This is a genomic window from Falsochrobactrum tianjinense (assembly GCF_019100495.1).
Taxonomy (GTDB): domain Bacteria; phylum Pseudomonadota; class Alphaproteobacteria; order Rhizobiales; family Rhizobiaceae; genus Brucella; species Brucella tianjinense.
The window spans coordinates 49,788-72,292 of the sequence record NZ_JAHRVA010000007.1 but is presented as its reverse complement, the minus strand read 5'-3'; the positions used below and the strand labels follow the sequence as shown (position 1 = coordinate 72,292).

Below are 22,505 nucleotides of genomic sequence, written 5' to 3'. Positions count from 1 at the left end.
TGGAGATAGAAAAAGGAGGAGAAATGCGTCGGATTCTTGCAGATCTGCCAATGTTTCTGGCGGCATTCATGATCGTCCTTGCGCCGCAAATTGTCCGTGCGGAAAGCATCAATGCGGGCGGACGCGAAGCAAGGACGCAAGCGCCGTTCAATATCACCGCCATCGCAGAATTCGACACGCCATGGGCGATAGCGTTCCTGCCCGACGACCGGCTGCTTCTCACGGAAAAGGGCGGCAGGGTTTTCATCATTACCCAGGGGGGCGAAAAGACGAAAGTCGCGGGGGTTCCCGAGGTTTCTTATAGCGGCCAGAATGGCTTGCTGGATATTGCGCCAGCGCCCGATTTCAAAACGAGCAAGGCAATCTATTTCACCTTCAATGCCCCGGCGAACGGTGGCAGCAGGGTTATTCTGGCACGCGCGATACTCAATGAAAATGGCGGCAAGGCGAAGCTTGAAGACAAAGTGGCAATCTGGGAACAGACGGTTGCCGCACGCGGCGGCCAGCCGGGCGGAATTATCGCCTTTGCGCCGGACGGTAAGCATCTGTTTCTTACGGTCGGCGACCGCATGGAGCCTGCAACTGCCCAGAACGACAATGCGCCCATGGGCAAAATCTTGCGTATGAATCTCGACGGTTCCGTGCCTGCGGACAATCCCTATGCAAATGAGGACGGCATAAAAGCGCTGACATGGTCGACTGGCCATCGCAATCCGTATGGTCTTGCTTTCGCGGCGGATGGAAAATTATGGGAGCATGAAATGGGGCCGCGTGGAGGCGATGAGTTTAATCACATCAAGTCGGGCCTCAATTATGGCTGGCCGCTGGTTTCCAATGGCGACAATTATAGCGGCAGGCCGATTCCACGCCATAGCACTCGACCGGACTTTGAGGCCCCGCCTTTGTTCTGGACGCCGGTGATCGCTCCGGCGGGGTTGGCCTTCTATAAAGGCAAGATGTTTGCTGATTGGGACGGTTCGGCCTTGATTGGGGGGCTTTCGGTCATGGCGTTGGTGCGTGTCGTCATCAACAGCGATGGACAGCCCGACGAGGCCGAGCGCTTTACCATGGAAAACCGCATCCGCGATGTAGCCGTTGCGTCCGATGGCGCAATTTGGCTGATCGAGGACGATAATCCGGGCCGATTGCTGCGGCTGACCCCGAAAGAATAAGCCTATTTCTTCAGCATATTCACACCGGGCAGCGGTTTGCCTTCCATCCATTCGAGGAAAGCGCCGCCTGCCGTCGAAATATAGGTGAAATCATCGGCCACGCCCGCATGGTTGAGGGCTGCTACGGTGTCACCGCCGCCGCCCACTGAAACGAGCTTGCCAGCCTTGGTGCGGGCTGCGACATGGCGCGCCGTCTTGACGGTTGCCGCATCAAAGGGGCGCAATTCAAAAGCGCCGAGCGGCCCGTTCCAGATGAGCGTTGCCGCGTCGTCTACGGCGGACGCAATCAGGTCTGTGGACAGGCTGCCCGCATCGAGAATCATGCCGTCAGCGGGGACGGCATCGATGCCATAGGTCTGGTTGGGCGTGTCGGCGGCAAAATGCCAGCCCACAACCGCGTCAACAGGCAGGATGATGGCGCATTTGGTTTTTTCCGCCTTCGCCATGATGTCGCGCGCGGTCTGGGCAAGGTCATGTTCGCACAGCGATTTGCCGACATCGTGGCCCTGGGCTGCAAGGAACGTATTGGCCATGCCGCCGCCAATGACCAGTGCATCGACCTTTTCAATCAGATTGGAGAGCAGATCGAGCTTGGTTGAAACCTTGGCGCCGCCGACGATCGCCACCACGGGACGGGCGGGATCGCCGAGACCCTTTTCCAGCGCTTCGAGTTCCGCCTGCATGGCGCGACCGGCATAGGCTGGCAGCACATGCGCCAGGCCTTCCGTCGATGCATGGGCACGGTGAGCGGCGGAAAAGGCGTCATTGACGTAAAGATCGCCATTGGCGGCAAGAGCCTGCACGAATTCGGGATCGTTCTTTTCCTCGCCCTTATGAAAGCGGGTATTTTCGAGAAGCAGGATGTCGCTATCCTTGAGCGCGTCAATAGCGGCTTTGGCCTTGTCGCCAATGCAGTCGTCAGCGAAGTGAACGGCGTGGCCAAGCACTTTGGCCAGCGGCTTGACGACCTGTCGGAGCGAATTCTCATCCGACGCAACGCCCTTGGGACGGCCGAAATGGGCCAGCAGGATGACCTTCGCGCCCTTCTGCGTGAGTTCCTTGATGGTTGGCACAATACGTTCGATACGGGTCAGATCGGTGACGTCTCCGTCAGCCATCGGCACATTGAGGTCAACCCGGACAAGAACGCGTTTCGATTTGACGTCGGCATCGTCGAGAGTGCGGAAACTCATTGGCATGATCCTTGAAAATTCTTCATGGCAGAACGAATAACGCCCCTCCGGATGAAGGGGCGTTATTCACAAATCAGAGCAGCTTGCCCATGGCAACAGCCGTATCGGACATACGGTTGGAGAAGCCCCATTCATTGTCGTACCAGGACATCACGCGCACGAGATTGCCTTCGATGACCTTGGTCTGGTCAAGGGCGAAGGTGGACGATGCCGGATTGTGGTTGAGGTCGATGGAGACGAGCGGGTCGTTCGTATAGGCCAGAATGCCCTTGAGCGGACCTTCGGAAGCAGCGACCAAAACGGCGTTCACTTCTTCGACGGTCACATTCTTCTTCGCCAGGAACTTGAAGTCGATGACCGAAACGTTCGGGGTCGGAACGCGAATGGACGTGCCGTCGAGCTTGCCCTTGAGTTCCGGCAGAACGAGGCCGACAGCCTTGGCAGCGCCCGTTGATGTCGGGATCATCGACATGGCGGCAGCGCGTGCGCGGTAGAGATCCTTATGCATGGTGTCGAGCGTCGGCTGATCACCCGTATAGGCGTGGATCGTCGTCATGAAGCCTTTTTCAATGCCGAAAGCATTGTTGAGGATCATGGCCACCGGCGCAAGGCAGTTGGTGGTGCACGAGGCGTTGGAAACGACGATGTGATCCTTGGTCAGCTTGTCATGGTTGACGCCGTATACGACGGTCAGGTCAGCGCCATCGCCGGGAGCCGAAACGAGAACGCGCTTTGCGCCAGCTTCCAGATGCTGTGCTGCCTTGTCGCGGGCAGTAAAGATGCCGGTGCATTCAAGGGCGATATCCACGCCTTCTTCTTTCCAGGGCAGTTCGGCTGGGTTGCGAACCGCATGAACCCTGATCGGGCCGTAGCCCACATCAATGGTGTCGCCAGCAACCTTCACCTCATGGGGGAAACGCCCATGGACGCTGTCATAACGCAAAAGATGCGCGTTGGTCTCGACCGGGCCGAGATCGTTGATCGCAACGACCTGAATGTCGGTGCGGCCCGACTCGACGATAGCGCGAAGGACATTGCGGCCGATGCGGCCAAAACCGTTGATTGCGACGCGAACTGCCATTTTCTCTAAATCTCCCGACGGGGTTCTGCATATAGGGCTGTAATTCAGCCAGTGTTATTTGGGTAATCCTGACTGGAAAGACAAACGCCGGCGTTTTGCGACACCGGCGTTCCAAAAATCATGCGGCGGTGGTGAGCTTCTTTTCCGCAGCCTCGGCAGCATGTTCGGCGGTGATTCCGAAATGCTTGTAGAGATCGTTGATCTCGCCGGAAGCGCCAAAACCCTTCATGCCGATAAAGACGCCGTTCTCGCCGATGAAGCGTTCCCAGCCCAGCGAAATTGCCGCTTCGATGGCAACCTTGACTGGCGCATTGCCGAGGGTCGCCTGCTTGTAGGCGTCGCTCTGCTCTTCAAACAGTTCGAAGCAGGGCACGGAAACCACGCGAGTCGCAATGCCCTTGCCTTCCAGCAGAGTGCGCGCTTTCAGAGCGATTTCCACTTCCGATCCGGATGCGAAGATCGTGACTTTGGCGTCACTGCTTGCGGCGGCGAGTTCGTAAGCGCCATGGGCGCAGAGGTTCTCGTCGTGATGCTCGGTGCGCACGGTCGGCAGATTCTGGCGGGTCAGCGCCAATGTCGAAGGGGTCTTTTTCGACTTGAGCGCCAGTTGCCAGCATTCTGCCGCTTCTACGGCATCTGCCGGGCGGAAGACATTATGATTGGGGATGGCGCGCAACACGGCCAGATGCTCGACCGGCTGGTGGGTCGGGCCGTCTTCACCAAGACCGATGGAATCATGCGTCATGACATAGACGACGCGGATGCCCATCAGCGAAGAAAGACGCATGGCCGGACGGGCATAATCCGAGAACGTCAGGAAGGTGCCGGAATAAGGAATCAGGCCGCCATGCAGCGTGATTCCGTTCATTGCAGCAGCCATGCCATGTTCGCGGATGCCATAGTGGATATAACGGCCACCATAATTTTCCGGGGTAACAGCCTTGGTCTGGCTGGTCTTGGTATTGTTGGAGCCGGTCAGGTCAGCGGAGCCGCCGACTGTTTCCGGCACAACGCCATTGATGACTTCCAGCGCCATTTCCGAGGATTTGCGGGTCGCGACCTTCGGCTTTTCTGCGGAAAGCTTCTTCTTGTATTCGTTGATCACATCATCGAAACCGACGGGCAGGTCGCCACGCATACGACGCTCAAATTCGGCGCGGGTATCCGCATCAACGGCAGCGAAACGCTTTTCCCATTCCTGACGCTTCTTGGCGGCATTGAGGCCAGCCACGCGCCAGCCATCGAGAATTTCCGCCGGAACGGTAAAAGGTTCGGCAGTCCAGCCAAGAGCCTTGCGGGTCGCGGCGATTTCTTCCGCGCCCAGTGGCGAACCGTGGACCTTGTTGGTTCCAGCCTTGTTGGGCGAGCCGAAACCAATGGTCGTCTTGCAAGCAATCAGGGTCGGGCGGTCGGAAACTTTAGCCAGTTCGATGGCCTTGGCGATGGCTTCCTGATCGTGACCGTCGACAGCCATCGTATTCCAGCCGGAAGCGGCGAAACGGGCAGGCTGATTGGTATTGTCGGAAAGCGTGACAGGGCCGTCGATGGAAATGTTGTTGTCATCCCAGAAGACGATGAGCTTGTTGAGCTTGAGATGGCCGGCAAGCGCGATGGCTTCCTGGCTGATGCCTTCCATGAGACAGCCGTCACCAGCGATCACATAAGTATAGTGATCGACAAGGCTGTCGCCGAACTGGGCATTGAGAATGCGTTCGGACAGCGCCATGCCGACGGCATTGGCAATGCCCTGACCGAGCGGGCCGGTTGTCGTCTCGATGCCTGCGGCGTGACCATATTCGGGATGGCCGGCAGTGCGCGAACCGAGTTGACGGAAATTCTTGATTTCATCGATGGTGATGTCTTCGTAGCCCGAAAGATAAAGCAGCGAATAGAGCAGCATCGAGCCGTGACCGGCAGAAAGCACGAAACGGTCGCGATCCGGCCAATGCGGGTTCTGCGGGTCGTGCGAGAGAAAGCGGGTGTAAAGCGTGGTCGCTATGTCGGCTGCGCCCATGGGCAGGCCGGGATGGCCGGAGTTGGCTTTCTCGACCGCGTCGATCGAGAGAAAGCGGATTGCGTTGGCCATCTGGTTCTGTTTGTCGGAATTGGTCATGGTCTCAGCCGTCTTTCCATAGAGGGTTTAACGGGGTTGCGGCGATGCCTTTGGTTTAGGCATGGGGACACATAGCACCTGCGCATAAGGAGTCAATAAATCGATGAGTTTTGGGCCGTAAACGCTTCACGATTGCACCAATAAAGTGGGAGGAGCTTCGTCTTCTACCACCGAAAAGCCGTTTTTGAGCGGATAACGGTGCATGAATCCATGCTTGCCCCCCTCATTTGTTGCTTATCGCGGAGCTGATTATTACAGTCTTTTGAAAGAGGCTTGTCGGGCTGGTACGATTCGATGCCTGCGACACCATGCCAGATAGTTGCCCTTTGGTACTGAATTTGTCGCCGGTGTCGCTTCGAAGTGATGCAAAATTCAGAACCGCCACGCTGGAAAGGATATGGATGGCACCCGAAACAACCCTCAGGCAAGTCCTGGAACGGCTGGAAAAGGCACTCAACACGCTTGAAGAAGCGGTTGACTTGCGGCTGGACAAGGAAGGCGACTTTGTCGAAGCTGAGGAAGAGGTGCAGCGCATGAATGCTGATCGCAGTCGGCTTGCCCAGGAACTGGACCAGTCGGAAGCACGCGCCGAGCGGCTGGAGGCCGCAAACCGCGAAGTATCGCGCCGCCTTGTCACGGCAATGGAGACAATCCGCGCCGTTCTGGATCGATAGGAGAGGCTCCATGGCAACCGTAACCGTTACCATCGATGGCAAGGCCTATCGGATGGCTTGCGACGAAGGGCAGGAAGAACATCTTGCCGGGCTAGCCGACCGTTTCGATCAATACGTTACCCATCTCAAATCGTCCTTCGGGGAGATAGGCGACCTGCGCCTCACAGTGATGGCTGGTATCATGGTGATCGATGAGCTTGCTGAATTGCAGAAGCGCATCACAGGACTGGAAAGTGAAGCGGAAACCTTGCGCCGATCGCGCGATGAAGCCCTTGCGAGCGCTGACAGGAATGATGCGGTGCTGACGGACATGCTTTCGGAAGTGGCGGTGCGTATCGAACAGGCTGCGGCGCGCATCCTGCCTGCCTCAGGCACTTCCTGACATAATCCTGTCTTGTGAAAGTTTCTTCGCCAAGGCCGTGTAAGCCACTGGCGCCGGGCTGCAACAAGGATTATATAGGCATTGGCGAACTGCGCTTCCCGACAGGAGTAATAGCATCCCCGGGGCCTTATTGATCTTAAAGGGAGCTATCCCTGTGGAGGCCCGTGGGCTTTCGCATATGGCGCCCACCTACTTTGTAGGTTCCCGGGATCAATCTCTTCCATCGGCTGTCGTGGTCGCCGCTTCCTTCCCTGCTCATGGTTCTGATACTTTCCGGCGCTGCATTGCGCGGCGGTTATTATGGCCGAAATTGACTGTTTGCACGGTTCAGGGCATTTTTTATTGGTTCTTGAAAAGCCTTGTGAAAGTCCTGACGCAAATTGGAGGAGCCACGATGGCGCAAGCGGGGGAAAGCCGCAATGACGACAAGCAGGCACTCAGGCGCGAAGTTCTCGCGCGCCGTGATGCACTCGACCCGCGCTATCGTTATGAGGCTTCGCTTAGTGCGGCGCAGGAGGCGGAAGCAACGATTGCGCTTCCCGATAAGGCGATGGTGGCCGGTTACTGGCCGATCCGCTCTGAAATCGATCCGCGCCCGCTTTTGTCCGCATTGCGCACCAAAGGCGCGAGGCTTTGTCTGCCCGTGGTGCTGGACCGGGAAACCATTGCCTTTCGTGAATTCCTGCCCGACGCCGAACTGGTACCCACCGGTTTTGGCACCATGGGGCCGGATGAAGACGCGCCTCTGGCGGAGCCGGCCGTCATGCTGATGCCACTGGCCGGGTTTGACGGGCGAGGACACCGGCTGGGCTATGGCGCGGGGCATTACGACCGGGCGCTGGCCGGGTTTTCCAGCCGTGGGCTGCAGCCGTTGCTGATCGGCATGGCTTTCGATTGTCAGGAAGTCGCATATGTACCTAATGAGCCGCATGATATTGCTCTTAATCAGATACTGACTGAGAGCGGCTTGCGCTTTTTCGATCAAGGCTGATAAAGACCTTTTCATGAGATTACTTTTTCTTGGCGACATGGTGGGGCGATCGGGGCGCACGGCGGTATATGATAAGCTACCGGGATTGGTTTCCGACCTCAAACTGGATTTTGTGATCGTCAACGGCGAAAACGCTGCGGGCGGCTTCGGGATTACCGAAGAGATATTTCATGACACTATCCGTGCGGGTGCGGATGTTGTTACCACTGGCAACCATGTGTGGGATCAGCGCGAGGCGCTGGATTTTTCCAAGCGCGAAGAGCGTTTTCTTCGCCCGGCCAATTTTCCCAAAGGGACGGCTGGCAAGGGCGAGGGGCTTTATATCGCCCGCAACGGCGCACGCGTACTCGTTGCCAATGTGATGGGACGCGTCTTCATGCACCCCGATCTCGATGATCCGTTCGTGGCGGCCGAGAGAATTCTTGAAGCCTGTCCGCTCGGTGAGCAGGCAGATGCAGTCTTTTTCGATTTCCATGCGGAGGCGACAAGCGAAAAGCAATGTTTCGCCCATTTTGTGGATGGCCGCGCCAGTGCGGTGATCGGTACGCATACGCATGTACCCACGGCCGATTGCCAGATTCTGCGCGGTAGCACCGGCTATATGTCGGATGCGGGCATGTGCGGCGATTATGATTCCTCGCTTGGCATGGACAAAGAAGAGCCGCTGAACCGCTTCCTCTCCAAAGTGTCCAAAAGACGCTTTGAAGCGGCCAATGGAGAAGCAACCCTGTGCGGCGTCGGGATTGAGATTTCCGACCGCACGGGCCTTGCAGAAAAAATCGCTCCTTTGCGTATGGGTCCAAGGCTCGAAGAAACTATTCCGCACTTCTGGTGTTGATTTTTGCGAACAGCTAATTGAAAGCGTGCTGCCGCACCCTATTTTCTTGCGACATGTCTGTTTGCATCGGGCCGACGGGCGCAATTGTTTCGTAAGGAGATTACATGGAGTTTTTTGCCGAGCACCTGGCCTTTCTCGAAAGTCCTGCCGGATGGGCCGCACTTGTGACGCTGGTTACGATGGAAATCGTGCTTGGCATCGACAACCTGATCTTCATATCGATCCTCACCAACAAGCTTCCGGCGGAGCAGCAGTCGCGCGCCCGGCGGATCGGTATCGGCGCGGCCCTCATTCTGCGTCTGGCGCTTCTCTTCACTATTTCCATTATCGTGCAGTTGAGAGAGCCGGTCTTTGAGGCTTTCGGCCATGGCTTTTCATGGCGCGACATCATTCTGATCGCAGGCGGACTTTTCCTTGTCTGGAAGGCGACCAAGGAGATTCACCACACGGTCGATCCCGATGACGGCAAGGAGAATATCGGCGGCAAGGTCGCTCAACTGACCATCGGGGCAGCTATCGTGCAGATTCTGTTGCTTGATCTGGTTTTCTCGGTCGACTCGATCATTACCGCCGTGGGGATGACCGATGAAATCGCTATCATGGTCATTGCAGTTGTTGCAGCCGTTTCGGTCATGCTGCTAGCCGCCGATCCACTGTCGCGCTTCATCGCCGCCAATCCGACGATCGTCATGCTGGCGCTGGGTTTCCTGCTGATGATCGGCATGACGCTGATCGCGGATGGCTTCGGCTATCATGTGCCGAAGGGCTATATATACGCGGCCATGGGGTTCTCGGCGCTGGTCGAGGCACTCAACATGTTGGCGCGGCGCAGGCGAAAACAGCAATAAATTCTATGCGCTAGACAAAATGAAAAAGCCGCCATTGGCAAAAGGGCGGCTTTTTCCGTTTTTGGGATCTGGGCTTATTTTCGGACCGCAGCCTTGAGGATGGCAGCACCAAGCGCCGATTTGATGAGTGCGCCAGCAAGGAAGGGCGTCATGCCGAAGGCGACGGCCTTTTCCATGCCGATCAGGCTCGATAACCATAAAGCGCCAAGTGCAAGGCAAAGAAGATTGGCAGCGAGGAACGACACGAAAGCAAGGCCGACGCGCTGGCCGTTCCAGCCGCGTTCAGCCAGATAGCCAGTCATTGCCGCGATGATCGGGAAGGCGACCAGATATCCGCCGGTGGAGCCTGCAAAATGATGAATGCCGCCAGCGCCACCGGCAAGAACCGGCAGGCCGATCATGGCTTCGCCGAGCCATGCCAGAACGGTGGCGAGGCCAAGGCGCCAGCCGTAAAGCGCGCCGATGAGCGGCACGATGAGCGTTTGCAGCGTGATTGGAACCGGAATCATCGGAACTTCAATCTGCGATGTAAGCGCGAGGATCAATGTGCCGAAAGTGACCGCTGCGAGTCGCAGCGCCGGGGAACGGGCTTCAAGTCTAAGCGGGCTGAAGGATGTGTGTGTTTGGGTGATGTTTGTCATGGTTTCCTCAAATTATAGATAAAATAGAGATTCGATCTATTTAATTTCCGGCGAAGTGAAGAAATTTGCAAGCGAGAAATAAGAAGCCCGCAAAACGACGAGAGTTGCGGGGGGGGGGGGAAGAGAAAGTGGAAGGAGAAGGACGCAGGTCAGCCAACGATCGCAAACGAATCGCGGGTCTTTCCCGACGCTGTCTTGACCGGACGATGGCCGATCCATTGAACATGGCGCGCGAGGATGGCCGCTGCCTGATCGATATCGTTATGACGCAATGCGTCCAGAATGGCACGATGGTCATGGTCGGTCCGCGTTTCCCATTCCGAGCGCCAGGTCGCGAAGAGAAAACGGGCGCTTGCCGCGTGCAGATCGTCAATGGCGGCCAGTAGGCGCGGCATGCGGCAGGGATCGAGAATCAACCGGTGAAAGCGACGATTTGCCTCTTCCCAACTCTTTACATCGCGCGATTTGTCACCTTCAAGCGTTGCTTCTTCCGCCGCATCGAGAGTGGCGCGGGTTATATGCGGTGCCGCATGATGCAGGGCCAGCACTTCAAGCGCTGCGCGCATTTCCGCCACTTCGCGGATTTCGCCAATGTCGAAAGAGGCCACGCGCACGCCGCGACGCGGTTCAGAAACCGCAAGTCCCTGTGCTTCGAGCCTGCGGAAAGCTTCACGTACTGGCACATGGCTGGTTTCGAACTCCGCCGCGATATGGTCCTGCCGCAATTTCGTGCCCGGTTCGATTTCGCCCGCAATGATGCGGTCGGCCAGAATGCGGCTGATGCGAACGGCTATCGTTTCGCCGTGGGGTTCGTTTGCGCGCTGATTCATGATTTTATAGATAATCTATTTTGTTGCCCGGCGTCGAGTGTCGACTGTTTTATCGACAGGGAAAGTTGCAAGTCTGTGCTTTTGCTGGACGAATGGGGCTCAATTCCTTATAACGCGCCCATCTGCACGGAAAGCATGGCAGCCCGAGCTGCGGCCTGCCCCAATTTTGTGATGCTTCGTCTGTGCGTTTTATTTAAACGGAACAGGGGTGTTATGGCTGGCCATTCACAGTTTAAGAATATCATGCACCGCAAAGGGCGTCAGGATGCTGTGCGGTCGAAAATGTTTTCCAAGCTGGGGCGCGAAATTACCGTCGCCGCCAAGCAGGGTATGCCCGACCCGACGATGAACCCGCGCTTGCGGTTGGCGATTCAGAACGCCAAGGCGCAGTCCATGCCCAAGGACAATATTGAGCGCGCCATCAAGAAGGCGGCGGGCAATGACAGTGAAAACTATGATGAAGTACGCTATGAAGGTCGTGGTCCCGGTGGGGTGTCCGTTATCGTCGAGGCGCTGACCGACAACCGTAACCGCACTGCTTCCAATGTGCGCGCGGCCTTCACCAAGGCTGGCGGGTCGCTCGGCGAAACCGGCTCGGTTTCCTTCATGTTCGACCGTGTTGGCGAAATCATCTACAAGGCCGAAGTGGGCGATGCCGACAAGGTGATGGAAGCAGCCATTGAAGCGGGTGCGGAGGATGTCCAGTCGGGCGAGGAAGAGCATGTGATCCTGTGCGCCTTCGAGGACATCGGCGATGTGTCGAAATCGCTTGAAGCGGCGCTTGGGGAGGCCGAATCGATCAAGACGATCTGGAAGCCGCAGACCAATACCGAACTTGACGAGGAAAAGGCGCGCTCCGTCCTCAAATTGCTCAATGTGCTCGAAGATGATGATGATGTGCAGAACGTTTACACCAATTTCGAAGTAAGCGATGAAATCATGGAAAAGCTCAGCGCTTGATTTCAGGCTCAGTGTCAAAGCTCGAAACTCCCGGCTCGACCGGGAGTTTTTTTATGTGTGTCGTAGTTTGCAGGCAATAAAAAACCCCGCCAGAGCGGGGTTTTTCGTAAATCCAACAAAATCGGTATTAGATGCCGAGATTGCCGAAACGGTTTTTGAACTTGGTTACGCGGCCACCGCGATCAAGCAGGGTCTGCGAACCACCGGTCCAGGCCGGATGCGTGGTCGGATCGATATCGAGATTCATCGTATCGCCTTCCTTGCCCCAGGTTGAACGGGTCATGTATTCAGTGCCATCGGTCATCACGACCTTGATGGTGTGGTAGTCGGGATGGATATTGGCTTTCATCTTCTCAATCCTGAAAATCTGGGAGGCGAAAGCGCAGTTCACATTGGAAACTGCGGCACTTCCGCCCTATGGCAGATATGAAGACCCGTTACTTGCGTGCAACGGCTTCCAAAAGGGTTGGCGAGCCTATACATCAGGCGCACGCCAATAACAAGGGTACAATCTCAAGAATGGCCAGCAGAGGCAGTCAAATTCGCATGAACCCCGATATCGATGCACAGCAGGACCGTAAACGCCGCTCCCTGAAGCCGCTGAAGCGAATGATTCCATTCCTTGTGCGCTATAAGACGCTCGTCGCTGGCGCACTGTTTTCGCTGGTTCTTGCTGCCGTCACTACGCTTGCCGTGCCGGTAGCGGTGCGCCGGATGATCGATCATGGTTTCACCGGTGCAAACGCCATTTTCGTCAACAATTATTTCGGCATGCTCGTGCTTCTGGCGCTGATGCTGGCACTGGCGTCGGGCCTGCGCTATTTCTTTGTCATCTCGCTGGGTGAGCGCGTGGTGGCTGATCTGCGCAATGCGGTCTTTTCGCATGTAACCAGCCTTTCGCCGGAATTTTTCGACCGGTCGCAGTCGGGCGAGATCGTCTCGCGTCTTGCCGTCGATACCACGCAGATTAAATCGGCTGTCGGCGCGACCGCTTCCGTGGCGTTGCGCAACATCATTCTGGGCGTGGGCGCGTTGATCATGATGGTTATAACCAGCCCTAAACTGTCGGCGTTGGTAATTGCCGCCATACCGCTGATTATCATACCGCTGATTGCATTTGGCCGTTCCGTGCGCCGCCGCTCGCGCAGGATGCAGGACATGCTCGCTGACGCCAACGCCTATGCCAGCGAACAGATCGGTGCCATGCGCACCCTGCAAGCCTTCACCAATGAAACCATGGTGGTGGGCCGCTTTGGCCGTGCTGTCGAGATGGCCTATCAGGCGGCGCGCTCTTCTATCAAGGCGCGCGCGATCCTGACCGCTTTTGCGATTTTCCTTATTTTTTCGAGCGTCGTCGCGGTGCTGTGGTTCGGCTCGCGCGACGTGCTTTCCGGCACCATTACCGCAGGCACGCTGGGGCAATTCGTGCTCTATGCGGTTTTTGCGGCCAGTGCATTCGGAGCGCTCTCGGAAGTGGGGGGCGAGCTTGCCCAGGCAGCGGGAGCCACGGAGCGGCTGGCAGAAATTCTCGATGAAAATCCCGGTATTGTCTCACCTGCGAATCCTGTGGCCTTGCCGGAGCCACCTCGCGGCGAGGTCGTATTCGATCAGGTGCATTTCTCCTATCCTACTCGTCCTGACGCGCCCTCTCTCAAGGGTGTGAGCTTCACTGTCAAACCGGGCGAGACGGTTGCAATTGTTGGTCCGTCAGGGGCGGGCAAAAGCACGGTATTTTCGCTGCTCATGCGCTATTACGATCCGCAGTCGGGCGCGGTGCTGATGGATGGGGTGGCATTGCCGGACGCGACTCCTGCCGCCGTACGCCAGCGTATCGCGGTGGTGCCGCAGGATGTGACGATTTTTGCCGCAAGCATCCGGGAAAATATCGGCTTTGGCAGGCCGGGAGCCAGTGACGAGGACATAGAGGCTGCGGCAAGAGCCGCCCTTGCCCACGACTTCATCATGGCGCTGAACAAAGGGTACGAAACGCAGGTCGGCGAGCGCGGGATTACGCTTTCTGGCGGGCAGCGCCAGCGTATTGCCATTGCGCGCGCCATTTTACGTGCGGCACCCATATTGCTGCTTGATGAAGCCACTTCGGCGCTGGACGCCGAAAGCGAAATGCTGGTGCAGAAGGCGCTGGACGGTTTGATGAAGGGACGCACCACGCTCGTCGTTGCGCATCGCCTTGCCACGGTGCTGAAAGCAGACCGTATTCTGGTGCTTGACCGTGGTCATATCGTGGAAGAGGGTACGCATCGCAGTCTCGTCGAAAAAGACGGAATTTATGCGCGCCTCGCCAGACTGCAATTTGAAGCAGGCGTGGACGCCTTTCAGGGGAGATGAAGGCAGAAGCCCTTCCTGTTTTTCTATCTCTCTGTCAGTTTGAGTTCGATGCGGCGGTTTTTGGCACGCGCTTCGGCGCTGTCTTCGTTGTCGAGCGGCTGATATTCACCAAAACCTGCGGCGACCAGGCGATTAGCCGGTACGCCGTTTGCGATCAGATATTTGACCACGGCGGTCGCACGCGCTGAGGAAAGCTCCCAATTGTCGCGGAAGCGTCCGGTGCCGGCGAGCGGCACATTGTCGGTATGACCATCGACGCGCAATACCCAATTAATGTCGTCAGGTATTTCCTGGTTGAGCGTGACGACCGCATCGGCCAGTTTCTTCATTTCTTCCAGACCGGCTGGATTGATATCCGAAGAACCGGTGGGAAAGAGCACTTCGGACTGGAAGACGAAGCGGTCCCCGACTATGCGGATATTTTCCTTGTCGGAGAGAATCGCCCGCAGACGGCCGAAGAAATCGGAGCGATAACGGTTGAGTTCCTGCACACGCTGCGCCAGCGCCACATTAAGCCGCCGTCCCAGATCTGCAATCTTGGCGTTGGATTCGCGGTCGCGTGATTCGGATGCATCGAGCGCGTCTTCGAGTGCTGCAATCTGGCGGCGAAGCGCGGATATCTGCTGGTTGAGCAGTTCCACCTGCGAGAGCGCCTGTGCGCTGACCTGCCTTTCCGCGTCAAGGTTTTGCGAAAGCTCGCCCGCCCGTTTTTCGGCGGCAGCGCCCGCGCCGCTTCCTTCATTGAGCAGGGACTGAAGCCGCGAGCGTTCGCTTTCGGCGCTGGAGAGCGAAGCTTGCAGGTTGACGATGGTGTCTTGCATATCCTGGGTGTTGCTGCGCTCAAGCGAGAGAAGCTGGGTGAGTTCCTGTATCTGGCTGTTAAGCCGAGCCAGAGCGCTGTCCTTGGTGTCGACATCGCGACTGAGCAGAAATTGCGCCAGCACGAAAACGGTCAGCAGGAACATGATGGCGAGAAGCAGGGTGGTCAGCGCATCGACAAAGCCGGGCCAGTAATCGATATGGCGTTGCGGGCGGCGGTTACGAGCGAGAGCCATGGCGCTTTACTCCGAGCGGGTGCGATCGTGCGCACGTTCGCCTATGGCGTCGGAAAGCCGCTCAAGGGTTTGCCGGATGGCCTTTTGCTCCTCGGCCTGTTTCTCGGCCCAGTCGCGCATGATCTGCTGCTCGTTTCGCATGCTCCTGACCAGTCCCTGAATGCCTTCGGCCAGATTGGCGAGAGCGGCGGTGGTGCGCTGGCCGGAGGCATCTGCGCCATGCATGTTCTGCAACCTGTCCGCCAGAACGCGGATTTCGTCCGAATTCCCGGTGTCGGTGGCGAGATCGGAGCCAAGATCGGTTACTGAAGAAAGCCAGTTCTCAAGTTCGGTATAGAAGCGGTTCTGGGCACGGCCCGATTGCAGATCGAGAAAGCCCAGAATGAGTGAGCCGGAAAGGCCGAACAGGGAAGATGAAAACGCTGTCCCCATGCCCGAAAGGGGGGCTTGCAACCCGGCCTTGAGCGAATCGAGCACATCGCTTGTACTGCCTGAACTTGGATCAAGCGATTGAATGGTGCGACCGATGGAGCTGACTGTTTCCAGCAGGCCCCAAAAAGTGCCGAGCAGGCCGAGGAAGACCAGAAGGCCGATCAGATAGCGCGAGATGTCGCGGCTTTCATCCAGACGGGTGGCTATGGAATCGAGGATCGAGCGCATGGATGCCGGTGACAGGGCCATGGATTGCCGCCGCCCGATGAGTGCACGCATGGGCGCGAGCAGAACCGGGGGGCGCGATGAGCCATCCGCATCGCCATGGCGGAAGGAGTTGACCCAGCGGATTTCCGGCATGAGACGCAGAACCTGTCCAAAGGCGAGCAGGATGCCTACGAGAAGGACGCCGAGGATCAGCCCGTTCAGGCCGGGATTGGTAACGAAGAACGTATGGATCTGCCGCATCAATATCGCTGCCAGAAAGGCCACGATAATGAGAAAGATCACCATGGCCAGAATGACGATCCGTGGGCTTGTCAGGCGGTACGGGTCATAATCGCGGCCCCCGTCCAGTTGCTCCCGCCCCGGACGCTCCCCTGAAAGTCTCAAATCGCTCATGCGTTTCGCTCCATGGATGTGCTTCTGGCCGGGAGCCTATCGCATTCTTTCCCGAAGCGGAATCATTTCAAATAAGAAAATTCCGTGTCACTGATGTGGTGCGCGCTCGCTTGCCAGTATCATCTATAGGTATATAAAAAATTGGGGCTAATATAAAAATACAAAATTGCGAATTGTTATATTTCGTGATCATCAATAATATTGAATCGTTAGAAATACAAAATTGAAAATGGTGAAATATGTTAAGTATTATTGCTGGACTACTGTTTAACGTTGCTATTACCTCGGGGCACAAATTTCTGGATGTACTCCAAGCAATGTATGGCTAATATTTAGCTATACATTGTATACGGATACTCCAAATTAGTCCGTGCTAAAAATATCTTAATATCGGAAACCGGGCGGGAAATCGCCCGGTTTTCTATTTCAGATCGGCTTTTTGAGCGTCTTGAGAAGTGCGCCGTGAATAGCCTCGTTGCCTGCAACAATACTTTTGGTGGCAAAAATTTCCTGGCCGCCATTCTTGTCGGATATGAAGCCGCCTGCCTCGCGGATCATCAGCATGCCTGCGCCCATATCCCATGGATGCATGCCGTCTTCCCAGAAGCCGTCCAGGCGTCCGCCCGCGACATAAGCGAGGTCTAGTGCGACCGCACCCATGCGGCGGATGCCAGCGGTTTCGGCCATGACATTGCGCAATTCGACGAGATAATGACCGTGATGGCCTCGGCCCAGATGCGGAATGCCAGTGCCGATGACCGAATCGACCAGTTTGCCGCGTGCGGCAACACGCAGGCGGCGATCATTGAGAAACGCGCCGCCGCCGCGTTCGGCAGTGTAAAGCTCGTCCATGGCCGGATTGTAGATGACGCCTGCAACGATCTGTCCCTGACGCTCAAGAGCGATAGAGACGGCGAAAAGCGGAATGCCATGCAGGAAGTTTGTGGTACCGTCGAGGGGATCGACCAGCCAGCGATGCTGCCCGTCTTTCGATTCGACCTCGCCCGATTCTTCCATCAGGAAACCGTAATCCGGGCGAGCACGGCTCAGTTCGGTATAGATGATTTTTTCGGCGCGGCGGTCTGCCTGGCTGACATAATCGCCAGGGCCTTTGAGAGAAACCTGAAGATTCTGGACTTCGCCGAAATCGCGCGCAAGGCTGCGTCCGGCCTTGATGGCGGTCTGAACCATAACATTGAGGAGGGCTGAACGAGCCATTTTGATCGTCCTTCAAAACTGAGCAATCTGAGAAAGAACTGTCGCAATGCCCGCAGGCGGACATTGGACGGCGGCGCCACGTCGCGGCGCCGCAAAGCGAAAGTGGCGCCGCTCCCAGAAGAGGCGGGAGCGCCGGATCAGGCGCGGCTGACGTAGGTCAGTTCATTGGTGTCGACGATCACGCGCTCGCCCGATCCGATGAATGGCGGAACGAGGATACGGATACCGTTTTCAAGTATGGCTGGCTTGTAGGAAGAAGCTGCAGTCTGGCCCTTGACGACCGGGTCGGCTTCGGTAATTGCCAACGTTACCTGATCGGGCAGACGGATGCCGATGGGCTTTTCTTCATAAAGCTCGACAGTCACCATCATACCGTCCTGAAGGAAGGCGGAACGGTCGCCGACAAAATCCTTCGCCAGTTCAAGCTGCTCGTAGGACTCGGTATCCATGAAAATCAACGCGTCGCCCTGTTCGTAAAGGAACGAGAAGTCCTTCTGCTCCAGACGAACGCGCTCGACGGTTTCAGCGGCACGGAAACGCTCGTTGAGCTTGGTGCCGTTGATGAGGTTCTTGAGTTCGACCTGATTGTAAGCGCCGCCCTTGCCGGGCTTGACCGCATTGGTCTTGACCGCAACCCACAGGCTGCCATCGTGCTCGATGACATTGCCGGGGCGGATTTCGTTACCATTGATTTTCATAAGCTTGATCCGGGAATAAATGTGGAATCGTTCATGGTCCGGTGCATCATGAGTGAAAGGCAATCTCCCGCTTGCGCACGGGGCTTGCGTCCATCTTAACTCGGACCACAATAATCGGCGTTTCCAAGACCACAAAACGGCTCTTTGTGCAAGCCTGAGCGGGCAATCAGAGGGTTTTGAAAGCGAAAAACAGCCTGAATCTACCGCACACGCAGATTATTGGCCGTTTCGACGGCTTGCTTGAGCTGTTCGTCGGTAAGCCCGTCCATCATGTCATCGAGGTCGGGCGCGCGAAAACCGGCGCGCTGGGCGATGATATACCATGCCGCAGCCTTGACCGTATTGCCTTCGGTGCCGATGCCGTCGCGATAAAGCCGCGCAAGCCAGGTTTGCGCGGCAACCGTGCCTCGCTGTGCGGCCAGAGACATCCAGCCGAAGCCCTGCTCGTAATTGCGCTCGCCGCCACGGCCTTCGACCAGCCAGCGCGCCAGATCGAATTGTGCTGTGTCATATCCCTTTTGCGCAGCACGCAACAAATATTCACGGGCCTTTTTATCGTTGCGGGCAATCTTGACAGAGCCATTGGCATAAATCTGGCTGAGCGCATATTCGCCATCGGGCAGTTTTGCTTCGGCGGCTTTCTCAAACCACGGGAATGCGGCGTCAAGCCCTACCTTTCCAGAGGTTTTCATCAGCAGAATCTGGCCGTAATTGAACTGCGCCATGGTATTTCCGCCTTCGGCCGCCTTTTGCATCAACTTTTCGGCTTTGGCCGGGTCTTTCTGGACATATTTGCCCTGAAGCAACAAAGCCGCATAGCGAAATTGCGCTTCGTTGACGCCTTGCTCCGCTGCCTTGGCATACCAATGCGCAGCCTTTTCCTGATCAGCAGGGATACCGAGGCCACGCGCATATATTTCCGCAACCAGCGTCTGCGATGCCGGATCGCCTTTTTCGGCCAGTGGCATGGCGAGGTTGAAGGCTGTGAGATAAAGGCCGCGCTGATAGGCTCCGAAAGCTTCATCAGGGGGCCTGTCGCCAAAGCGGTTCGGGTCGATTGCGGGCATCGGCCCGGTCGTGGCGGGCTGGGGCAGCATTACGGGTTTTTCCGCTGGTCTGTCGCCCTTGTTGTTTGCGTTTCCATGCGTTTCGATAGCTTCTCCCGCAGCCAGTGCGAGTGGAGGGAAAAGCATAAAAATCAAAGCGGCGGTGATAAGAAATCTGCTCTTCATGAGGGCGAAGCGACCTTGGTGAACTCAGTTTTCAATAGAGGGAGCGTGTTCATCGAGCAACTGGTTGGCTTCGGCTACAGCCTTGGCGGGGTCGTCCGCTTCGAAGACGGCGCGTCCGAGCGCCACGAAATCAGCGCCGGTGCGGACTGTGGCAATAATGCTTTGCAGCGAATTGCCCGCCTGCGCGATACTGGGAATCTCGACCATTTCCGACCACCATTGCGCCAATGCGAGGTTGCGCGGATGGGCGTCGGGTTTTGTATCAGCGCCAATCTTACCGAAGAAAACATAATCGGGCTGAAGTTCTCCGATTTCCATCGCGCCGTGACGGTCACGCAGATTGCCGGTTCCGACAATCATTTTGGGCGTATGCTTTTCGATGGCCTCCGCAAGCGTGGCGGTGTTGCCTTCGATGTGGATGCCATCCGCGCCAACACGACCGGCAATGCGCGTATCGTTGAGAATAATGGCGGCAGCGCCTGCCGCCTGAATGACGGGGACAGCTTTTTGCGCTGCTGCCTGAAAACTTGCCTCGTCAAGATCACCTGAATCGAGGATCACGCTTGCGACATCACCGCCCGAAAGGGCCGCTGTTAGAAGACCAGCGAGTGCGTTCGCATCTGCAAGCGGCGGGGCAACGAGCAGGACACGGCAGCGTTCGGGTTGTTTGGTGGTGGAGGGCGCGTTCATAAAGCTAACCTAGCGAAAAACATTGATGGAATTCGGGCATAAAGTAAGTGACCGGCATTTAACAGCCCTTTCGCGGCAGAGTGCCCGATACTGGCATTATGTTTTAGGTTGGAAGGAAAGTTGATTGGGGCCAACCGCGTTTCGCCGGAATTAACAGCTATATACCATCAAATGAAAGCCGTCTTCGAGTGGCGGATAAATAGATGACAGGCAGGCGAAATGACGATTGAAACGGCAAAAACGGTGCCGCAAGGGCGGGATACACGCATTGACGTCTTCCGCGCACTGGCGCTGCTGACCATTTTCATCAATCATATTCCGGGAACGGTTTACGAGCATTTCACCCATAAGAATCTGGGTTTTTCGGACTCGGCCGAAGCTTTCGTGCTTATCTCCGGCATGGCCGTGGCGCTCGCCTATGGCAGTAAATTTGCTCCAGGCAACCGCTTGCTGCTGTCGCTGAAAATGTGGCGGCGCGCCGGTGTGCTCTATACGGCACATATCATGACGACATTGGCCACGATCGGCATATTCGCCGCCGCCGCCATCTTCCTCAAGCATGGCGAGCTTCTCAGTCAGATCAATATCGGCCCGCTCGTCAAGCAGCCGGTGGAGGCCCTGCTGGGTCTGGTCACGCTCGGCCATCAGCTTGGCTATAATAATATCCTGTCCATGTATGCCGTGCTGCTTTTGATGACGCCGCTGATGCTTTTGCTGGCACGCGTCAATCTGTTCCTGATGCTGGGCGTATCGGGTGCGGTCTGGCTGCTGTCGGGACTTTATCATTTTGCGCCGATCAATTATCCGACGGAAGGCGTATGGTTTCTCAATCCGTTTTCATGGCAGTTCGTGTTCGCTATCGGCGTTGCCGGTACGATGCATGTGCGCCGTGGCGGCAAGCTGTTCGCGCATCCTGCGTTGATCGCTGTGGCCGTCGGCTATCTGGTGCTGTCGCTTGCCTGGGTTCGCATTCCGCTTTGGGGAATCGATGCGTCGATGGGCATGCCCGCCGTGCTCACCGGTTTCGACAAGACATTCCTGTCCGCGCCGCGTCTGCTGCATGTGCTGGCGATAGCTTATCTGATTGCGGTGGTTCCGACGCTCAACAGCATTGCCCGGACTGCGCCGCACAATCCGTTGGCCATTCTGGGCAAGCATTCGCTTCCCGTTTTCATCGCCGGCACGTTGCTTGCGATGGTGGCGCAGGTGATGAAGCTCGTAAATCCGGGCGGCCTGCCCTATGACACGCTGCTGATTGCAACCGGTGTGGTGATGCAGTTCGCTCTGGCCTATTACCTTGAATGGCTGCCGAGCATCGGCTGGGGCAAGAAGCCCGCCGCCAAACCCATACCCGCAATAATTGCCGCAGCTGCGAAAGCGCCGCTCGCCAATCGGCCCAAGCAGGTATTGCCGCAAGTGTGATGGCTCCCCATCTAGAAAGCCGCCTCTGGGCGGCTTTTTACTGAGAACGATGTTTCGCGGAATTATTCCACTGTATTTTACGATATTAACTTTTCATTAATCTTAATCGCTTTAAATGGTTTACATCCAGTTCGGCTGGATTCTTACCGAGTGGTTTAGCCACTCTGTTTGACGCCTCCCTGTTAAACTCCTGAGAGCCGCCTTTGCGGCTCTTTTTTTATGGGCGAAAATAGGTCGGTTCCCGCCATCCTTTCAAAACAGCCGTGAAATATTAACCGAACGTTAAACATAAACTTGCGCCACAGTGCATGAAGGTGCAGTTTATCGTGGACTCATCTGATCTGCCTGTTCCGTCTTGAGCGTCTCCATGATCGAACAGAAGTTCGATGAGTATTTCGCCTCCGCATTGCGCGGAAGCGGGCAATGGATTGGCCGCCTGTCGCGGCTATGCAAGGTGGCAGAGCAGTGATTAGCGAACAGGGACAAATGCCGGGCAATATGATCAGCCTCGCCGAGCGTATGGTCTTCTCGGACTCCTTCAAGCCGATTTACGGTGAAGGCATGGATATGGTCGAGGAAGCCGCGAGCTATCTCGACGGCGAGGGGCGCGAAAATGCGCGCAATCTCTCGCGGGTGGCGGCCACGCTTTATGCGGCCGAATCAATGCGCCTGACCACGCGTCTCATGCAGGTCGCTTCGTGGCTTCTATTGCAGCGCGCCGCGCGCAACGGCGAGATGACACGCCAGCAGATCGCCGCCGAAAAATCCAAGATCCGTCTCGATACGCCTTCCGCGGGCGAAGCTGCAGCGGGTTGGAGCGAGTTGCCTGAGGACTTCATCGAACTTATCGAGCGTTCGATAGGTTTGCAGTCCCGTGTGCGTCGCATGGACCGCAATGTCTATGGCGAAGTCGTTTCTCTACAAGGCCATTCCGGCGGCAATCCGGTTTCGGAGCAGATCGTCTTGCTCAAGACTGCTTTCGGCGCCTCATAAGCCTGTTCTCCCGTGCCTGGTTGTAGCCGGTTGTGGATTGCGTGACTTATGTTTCTCTTTTGTTCACTTTTGTGG

22 protein-coding genes and 1 other RNA gene are annotated in these 22,505 nt (G+C 56.8%); 11 read left to right on the top strand and 12 right to left on the bottom strand.

Going from position 1 to position 22,505, the window contains the following annotated elements:
* The first annotated feature begins 23 nt into the window (after positions 1 to 23).
* Complete coding sequence (locus tag KUG47_RS14700; protein ID WP_217678730.1) at positions 24 to 1,172, top strand: PQQ-dependent sugar dehydrogenase; 1,149 nt, start codon at positions 24 to 26, stop codon at positions 1,170 to 1,172.
* Between the two features lie 2 nt (positions 1,173 to 1,174).
* Here KUG47_RS14700 and KUG47_RS14695 read toward each other — a convergent pair whose 3' ends face one another.
* The 3 genes from KUG47_RS14695 to tkt all read right to left on the bottom strand — a co-directional run bounded on the left by KUG47_RS14695 (position 1,175) and on the right by tkt (position 5,559).
* Positions 1,175 to 2,365, bottom strand: coding sequence for a phosphoglycerate kinase (locus KUG47_RS14695; protein ID WP_217678729.1), 1,191 nt, complete (start codon positions 2,363 to 2,365; stop codon positions 1,175 to 1,177).
* A gap of 73 nt (positions 2,366 to 2,438) precedes the next feature.
* Positions 2,439 to 3,446, bottom strand: coding sequence for a type I glyceraldehyde-3-phosphate dehydrogenase (gap, locus tag KUG47_RS14690; protein ID WP_217678728.1), 1,008 nt, complete (start codon positions 3,444 to 3,446; stop codon positions 2,439 to 2,441).
* A 118-nt stretch (positions 3,447 to 3,564) separates the two neighbouring features.
* Positions 3,565 to 5,559, bottom strand: coding sequence for a transketolase (tkt, locus tag KUG47_RS14685; protein WP_217678727.1), 1,995 nt, complete (start codon positions 5,557 to 5,559; stop codon positions 3,565 to 3,567).
* Between the two features lie 401 nt (positions 5,560 to 5,960).
* Here tkt and KUG47_RS14680 point away from each other — a divergent pair, with 401 nt between their 5' ends.
* The 6 genes from KUG47_RS14680 (at position 5,961) to KUG47_RS14655 (ending at position 9,292) form a co-directional block, all read left to right on the top strand.
* Positions 5,961 to 6,233: a DUF4164 domain-containing protein gene (locus KUG47_RS14680; RefSeq protein ID WP_217678726.1), complete on the top strand. Its 273-nt coding sequence runs from the start codon at positions 5,961 to 5,963 to the stop codon at positions 6,231 to 6,233.
* Between the two features lie 10 nt (positions 6,234 to 6,243).
* Entirely contained in the window at positions 6,244 to 6,615 is a 372-nt protein-coding gene (locus KUG47_RS14675; protein WP_217678725.1) for a cell division protein ZapA, read from the top strand.
* Positions 6,616 to 6,698: 83 nt separating this feature from the next.
* A non-coding RNA gene (ssrS, locus tag KUG47_RS14670) (6S RNA) lies at positions 6,699 to 6,857 on the top strand.
* 152 nt (positions 6,858 to 7,009) lie between these two features.
* On the top strand, positions 7,010 to 7,606 hold the full coding sequence (locus KUG47_RS14665) for a 5-formyltetrahydrofolate cyclo-ligase (protein ID WP_217678724.1): 597 nt from the start codon (positions 7,010 to 7,012) through the stop codon (positions 7,604 to 7,606).
* Positions 7,607 to 7,619: 13 nt separating this feature from the next.
* Positions 7,620 to 8,444, top strand: a complete 825-nt coding sequence (locus KUG47_RS14660) for a TIGR00282 family metallophosphoesterase (RefSeq protein WP_217678723.1) — start codon at positions 7,620 to 7,622, stop codon at positions 8,442 to 8,444.
* Positions 8,445 to 8,548: 104 nt separating this feature from the next.
* A complete protein-coding gene (locus tag KUG47_RS14655; protein ID WP_217678722.1) occupies positions 8,549 to 9,292 on the top strand; it encodes a TerC family protein in 744 nt (247 codons plus the stop codon).
* Between the two features lie 74 nt (positions 9,293 to 9,366).
* On the opposite strand, the gene KUG47_RS14650 is transcribed toward KUG47_RS14655, so the two are convergent.
* A complete protein-coding gene (locus KUG47_RS14650; protein ID WP_217678721.1) occupies positions 9,367 to 9,933 on the bottom strand; it encodes a biotin transporter BioY in 567 nt (188 codons plus the stop codon).
* Between the two features lie 149 nt (positions 9,934 to 10,082).
* On the bottom strand, positions 10,083 to 10,763 hold the full coding sequence (locus KUG47_RS14645; RefSeq protein WP_217678720.1) for a GntR family transcriptional regulator: 681 nt from the start codon (positions 10,761 to 10,763) through the stop codon (positions 10,083 to 10,085).
* A 213-nt stretch (positions 10,764 to 10,976) separates the two neighbouring features.
* Between KUG47_RS14645 and KUG47_RS14640 the strand changes: the two genes are divergently transcribed.
* Positions 10,977 to 11,723 (top strand): YebC/PmpR family DNA-binding transcriptional regulator, encoded by a 747-nt coding sequence (locus KUG47_RS14640; RefSeq protein ID WP_217678719.1) that lies wholly within the window; start codon positions 10,977 to 10,979, stop codon positions 11,721 to 11,723.
* A gap of 127 nt (positions 11,724 to 11,850) precedes the next feature.
* Here KUG47_RS14640 and rpmE read toward each other — a convergent pair whose 3' ends face one another.
* A complete protein-coding gene (gene rpmE, locus KUG47_RS14635) occupies positions 11,851 to 12,072 on the bottom strand; it encodes a 50S ribosomal protein L31 (protein WP_002964804.1) in 222 nt (73 codons plus the stop codon).
* Positions 12,073 to 12,140: 68 nt separating this feature from the next.
* On the opposite strand from rpmE, the gene KUG47_RS14630 reads away from it, so the two are divergent.
* The gene (locus KUG47_RS14630; RefSeq protein WP_217678718.1) at positions 12,141 to 14,069 is read left to right on the top strand and encodes an ABC transporter transmembrane domain-containing protein; all 1,929 of its coding nucleotides are present in this window, start codon (positions 12,141 to 12,143) and stop codon (positions 14,067 to 14,069) included.
* Positions 14,070 to 14,092: 23 nt separating this feature from the next.
* Here KUG47_RS14630 and KUG47_RS14625 read toward each other — a convergent pair whose 3' ends face one another.
* The 6 genes from KUG47_RS14625 to KUG47_RS14600 all read right to left on the bottom strand — a co-directional run bounded on the left by KUG47_RS14625 (position 14,093) and on the right by KUG47_RS14600 (position 20,015).
* Positions 14,093 to 15,124, bottom strand: coding sequence for a peptidoglycan -binding protein (locus KUG47_RS14625; protein WP_217678717.1), 1,032 nt, complete (start codon positions 15,122 to 15,124; stop codon positions 14,093 to 14,095).
* 6 nt (positions 15,125 to 15,130) lie between these two features.
* Positions 15,131 to 16,177 (bottom strand): MotA/TolQ/ExbB proton channel family protein, encoded by a 1,047-nt coding sequence (locus KUG47_RS14620; protein WP_217678716.1) that lies wholly within the window; start codon positions 16,175 to 16,177, stop codon positions 15,131 to 15,133.
* A 426-nt stretch (positions 16,178 to 16,603) separates the two neighbouring features.
* Positions 16,604 to 17,395: an inositol monophosphatase family protein gene (locus KUG47_RS14615; protein WP_217678715.1), complete on the bottom strand. Its 792-nt coding sequence runs from the start codon at positions 17,393 to 17,395 to the stop codon at positions 16,604 to 16,606.
* Positions 17,396 to 17,532: 137 nt separating this feature from the next.
* Positions 17,533 to 18,093, bottom strand: a complete 561-nt coding sequence (gene efp / locus KUG47_RS14610) for an elongation factor P (protein ID WP_217678714.1) — start codon at positions 18,091 to 18,093, stop codon at positions 17,533 to 17,535.
* Between the two features lie 200 nt (positions 18,094 to 18,293).
* The gene (locus KUG47_RS14605; RefSeq protein ID WP_217678713.1) at positions 18,294 to 19,325 is read right to left on the bottom strand and encodes a tetratricopeptide repeat protein; all 1,032 of its coding nucleotides are present in this window, start codon (positions 19,323 to 19,325) and stop codon (positions 18,294 to 18,296) included.
* Positions 19,326 to 19,349: 24 nt separating this feature from the next.
* Complete coding sequence (locus KUG47_RS14600; protein WP_217678712.1) at positions 19,350 to 20,015, bottom strand: thiamine phosphate synthase; 666 nt, start codon at positions 20,013 to 20,015, stop codon at positions 19,350 to 19,352.
* A gap of 219 nt (positions 20,016 to 20,234) precedes the next feature.
* Between KUG47_RS14600 and KUG47_RS14595 the strand changes: the two genes are divergently transcribed.
* Together KUG47_RS14595 and rcdA are read left to right on the top strand one after the other, a co-directional pair.
* A complete protein-coding gene (locus KUG47_RS14595; protein ID WP_217678711.1) occupies positions 20,235 to 21,437 on the top strand; it encodes an OpgC family protein in 1,203 nt (400 codons plus the stop codon).
* Positions 21,438 to 21,923: 486 nt separating this feature from the next.
* Positions 21,924 to 22,430 carry a protease adaptor protein RcdA gene (rcdA, locus tag KUG47_RS14590; protein ID WP_217678860.1) on the top strand — a complete coding sequence of 169 codons (507 nt, stop codon included), beginning with the start codon at positions 21,924 to 21,926 and terminating at the stop codon, positions 22,428 to 22,430.
* Positions 22,431 to 22,505 lie beyond the last annotated feature (75 nt).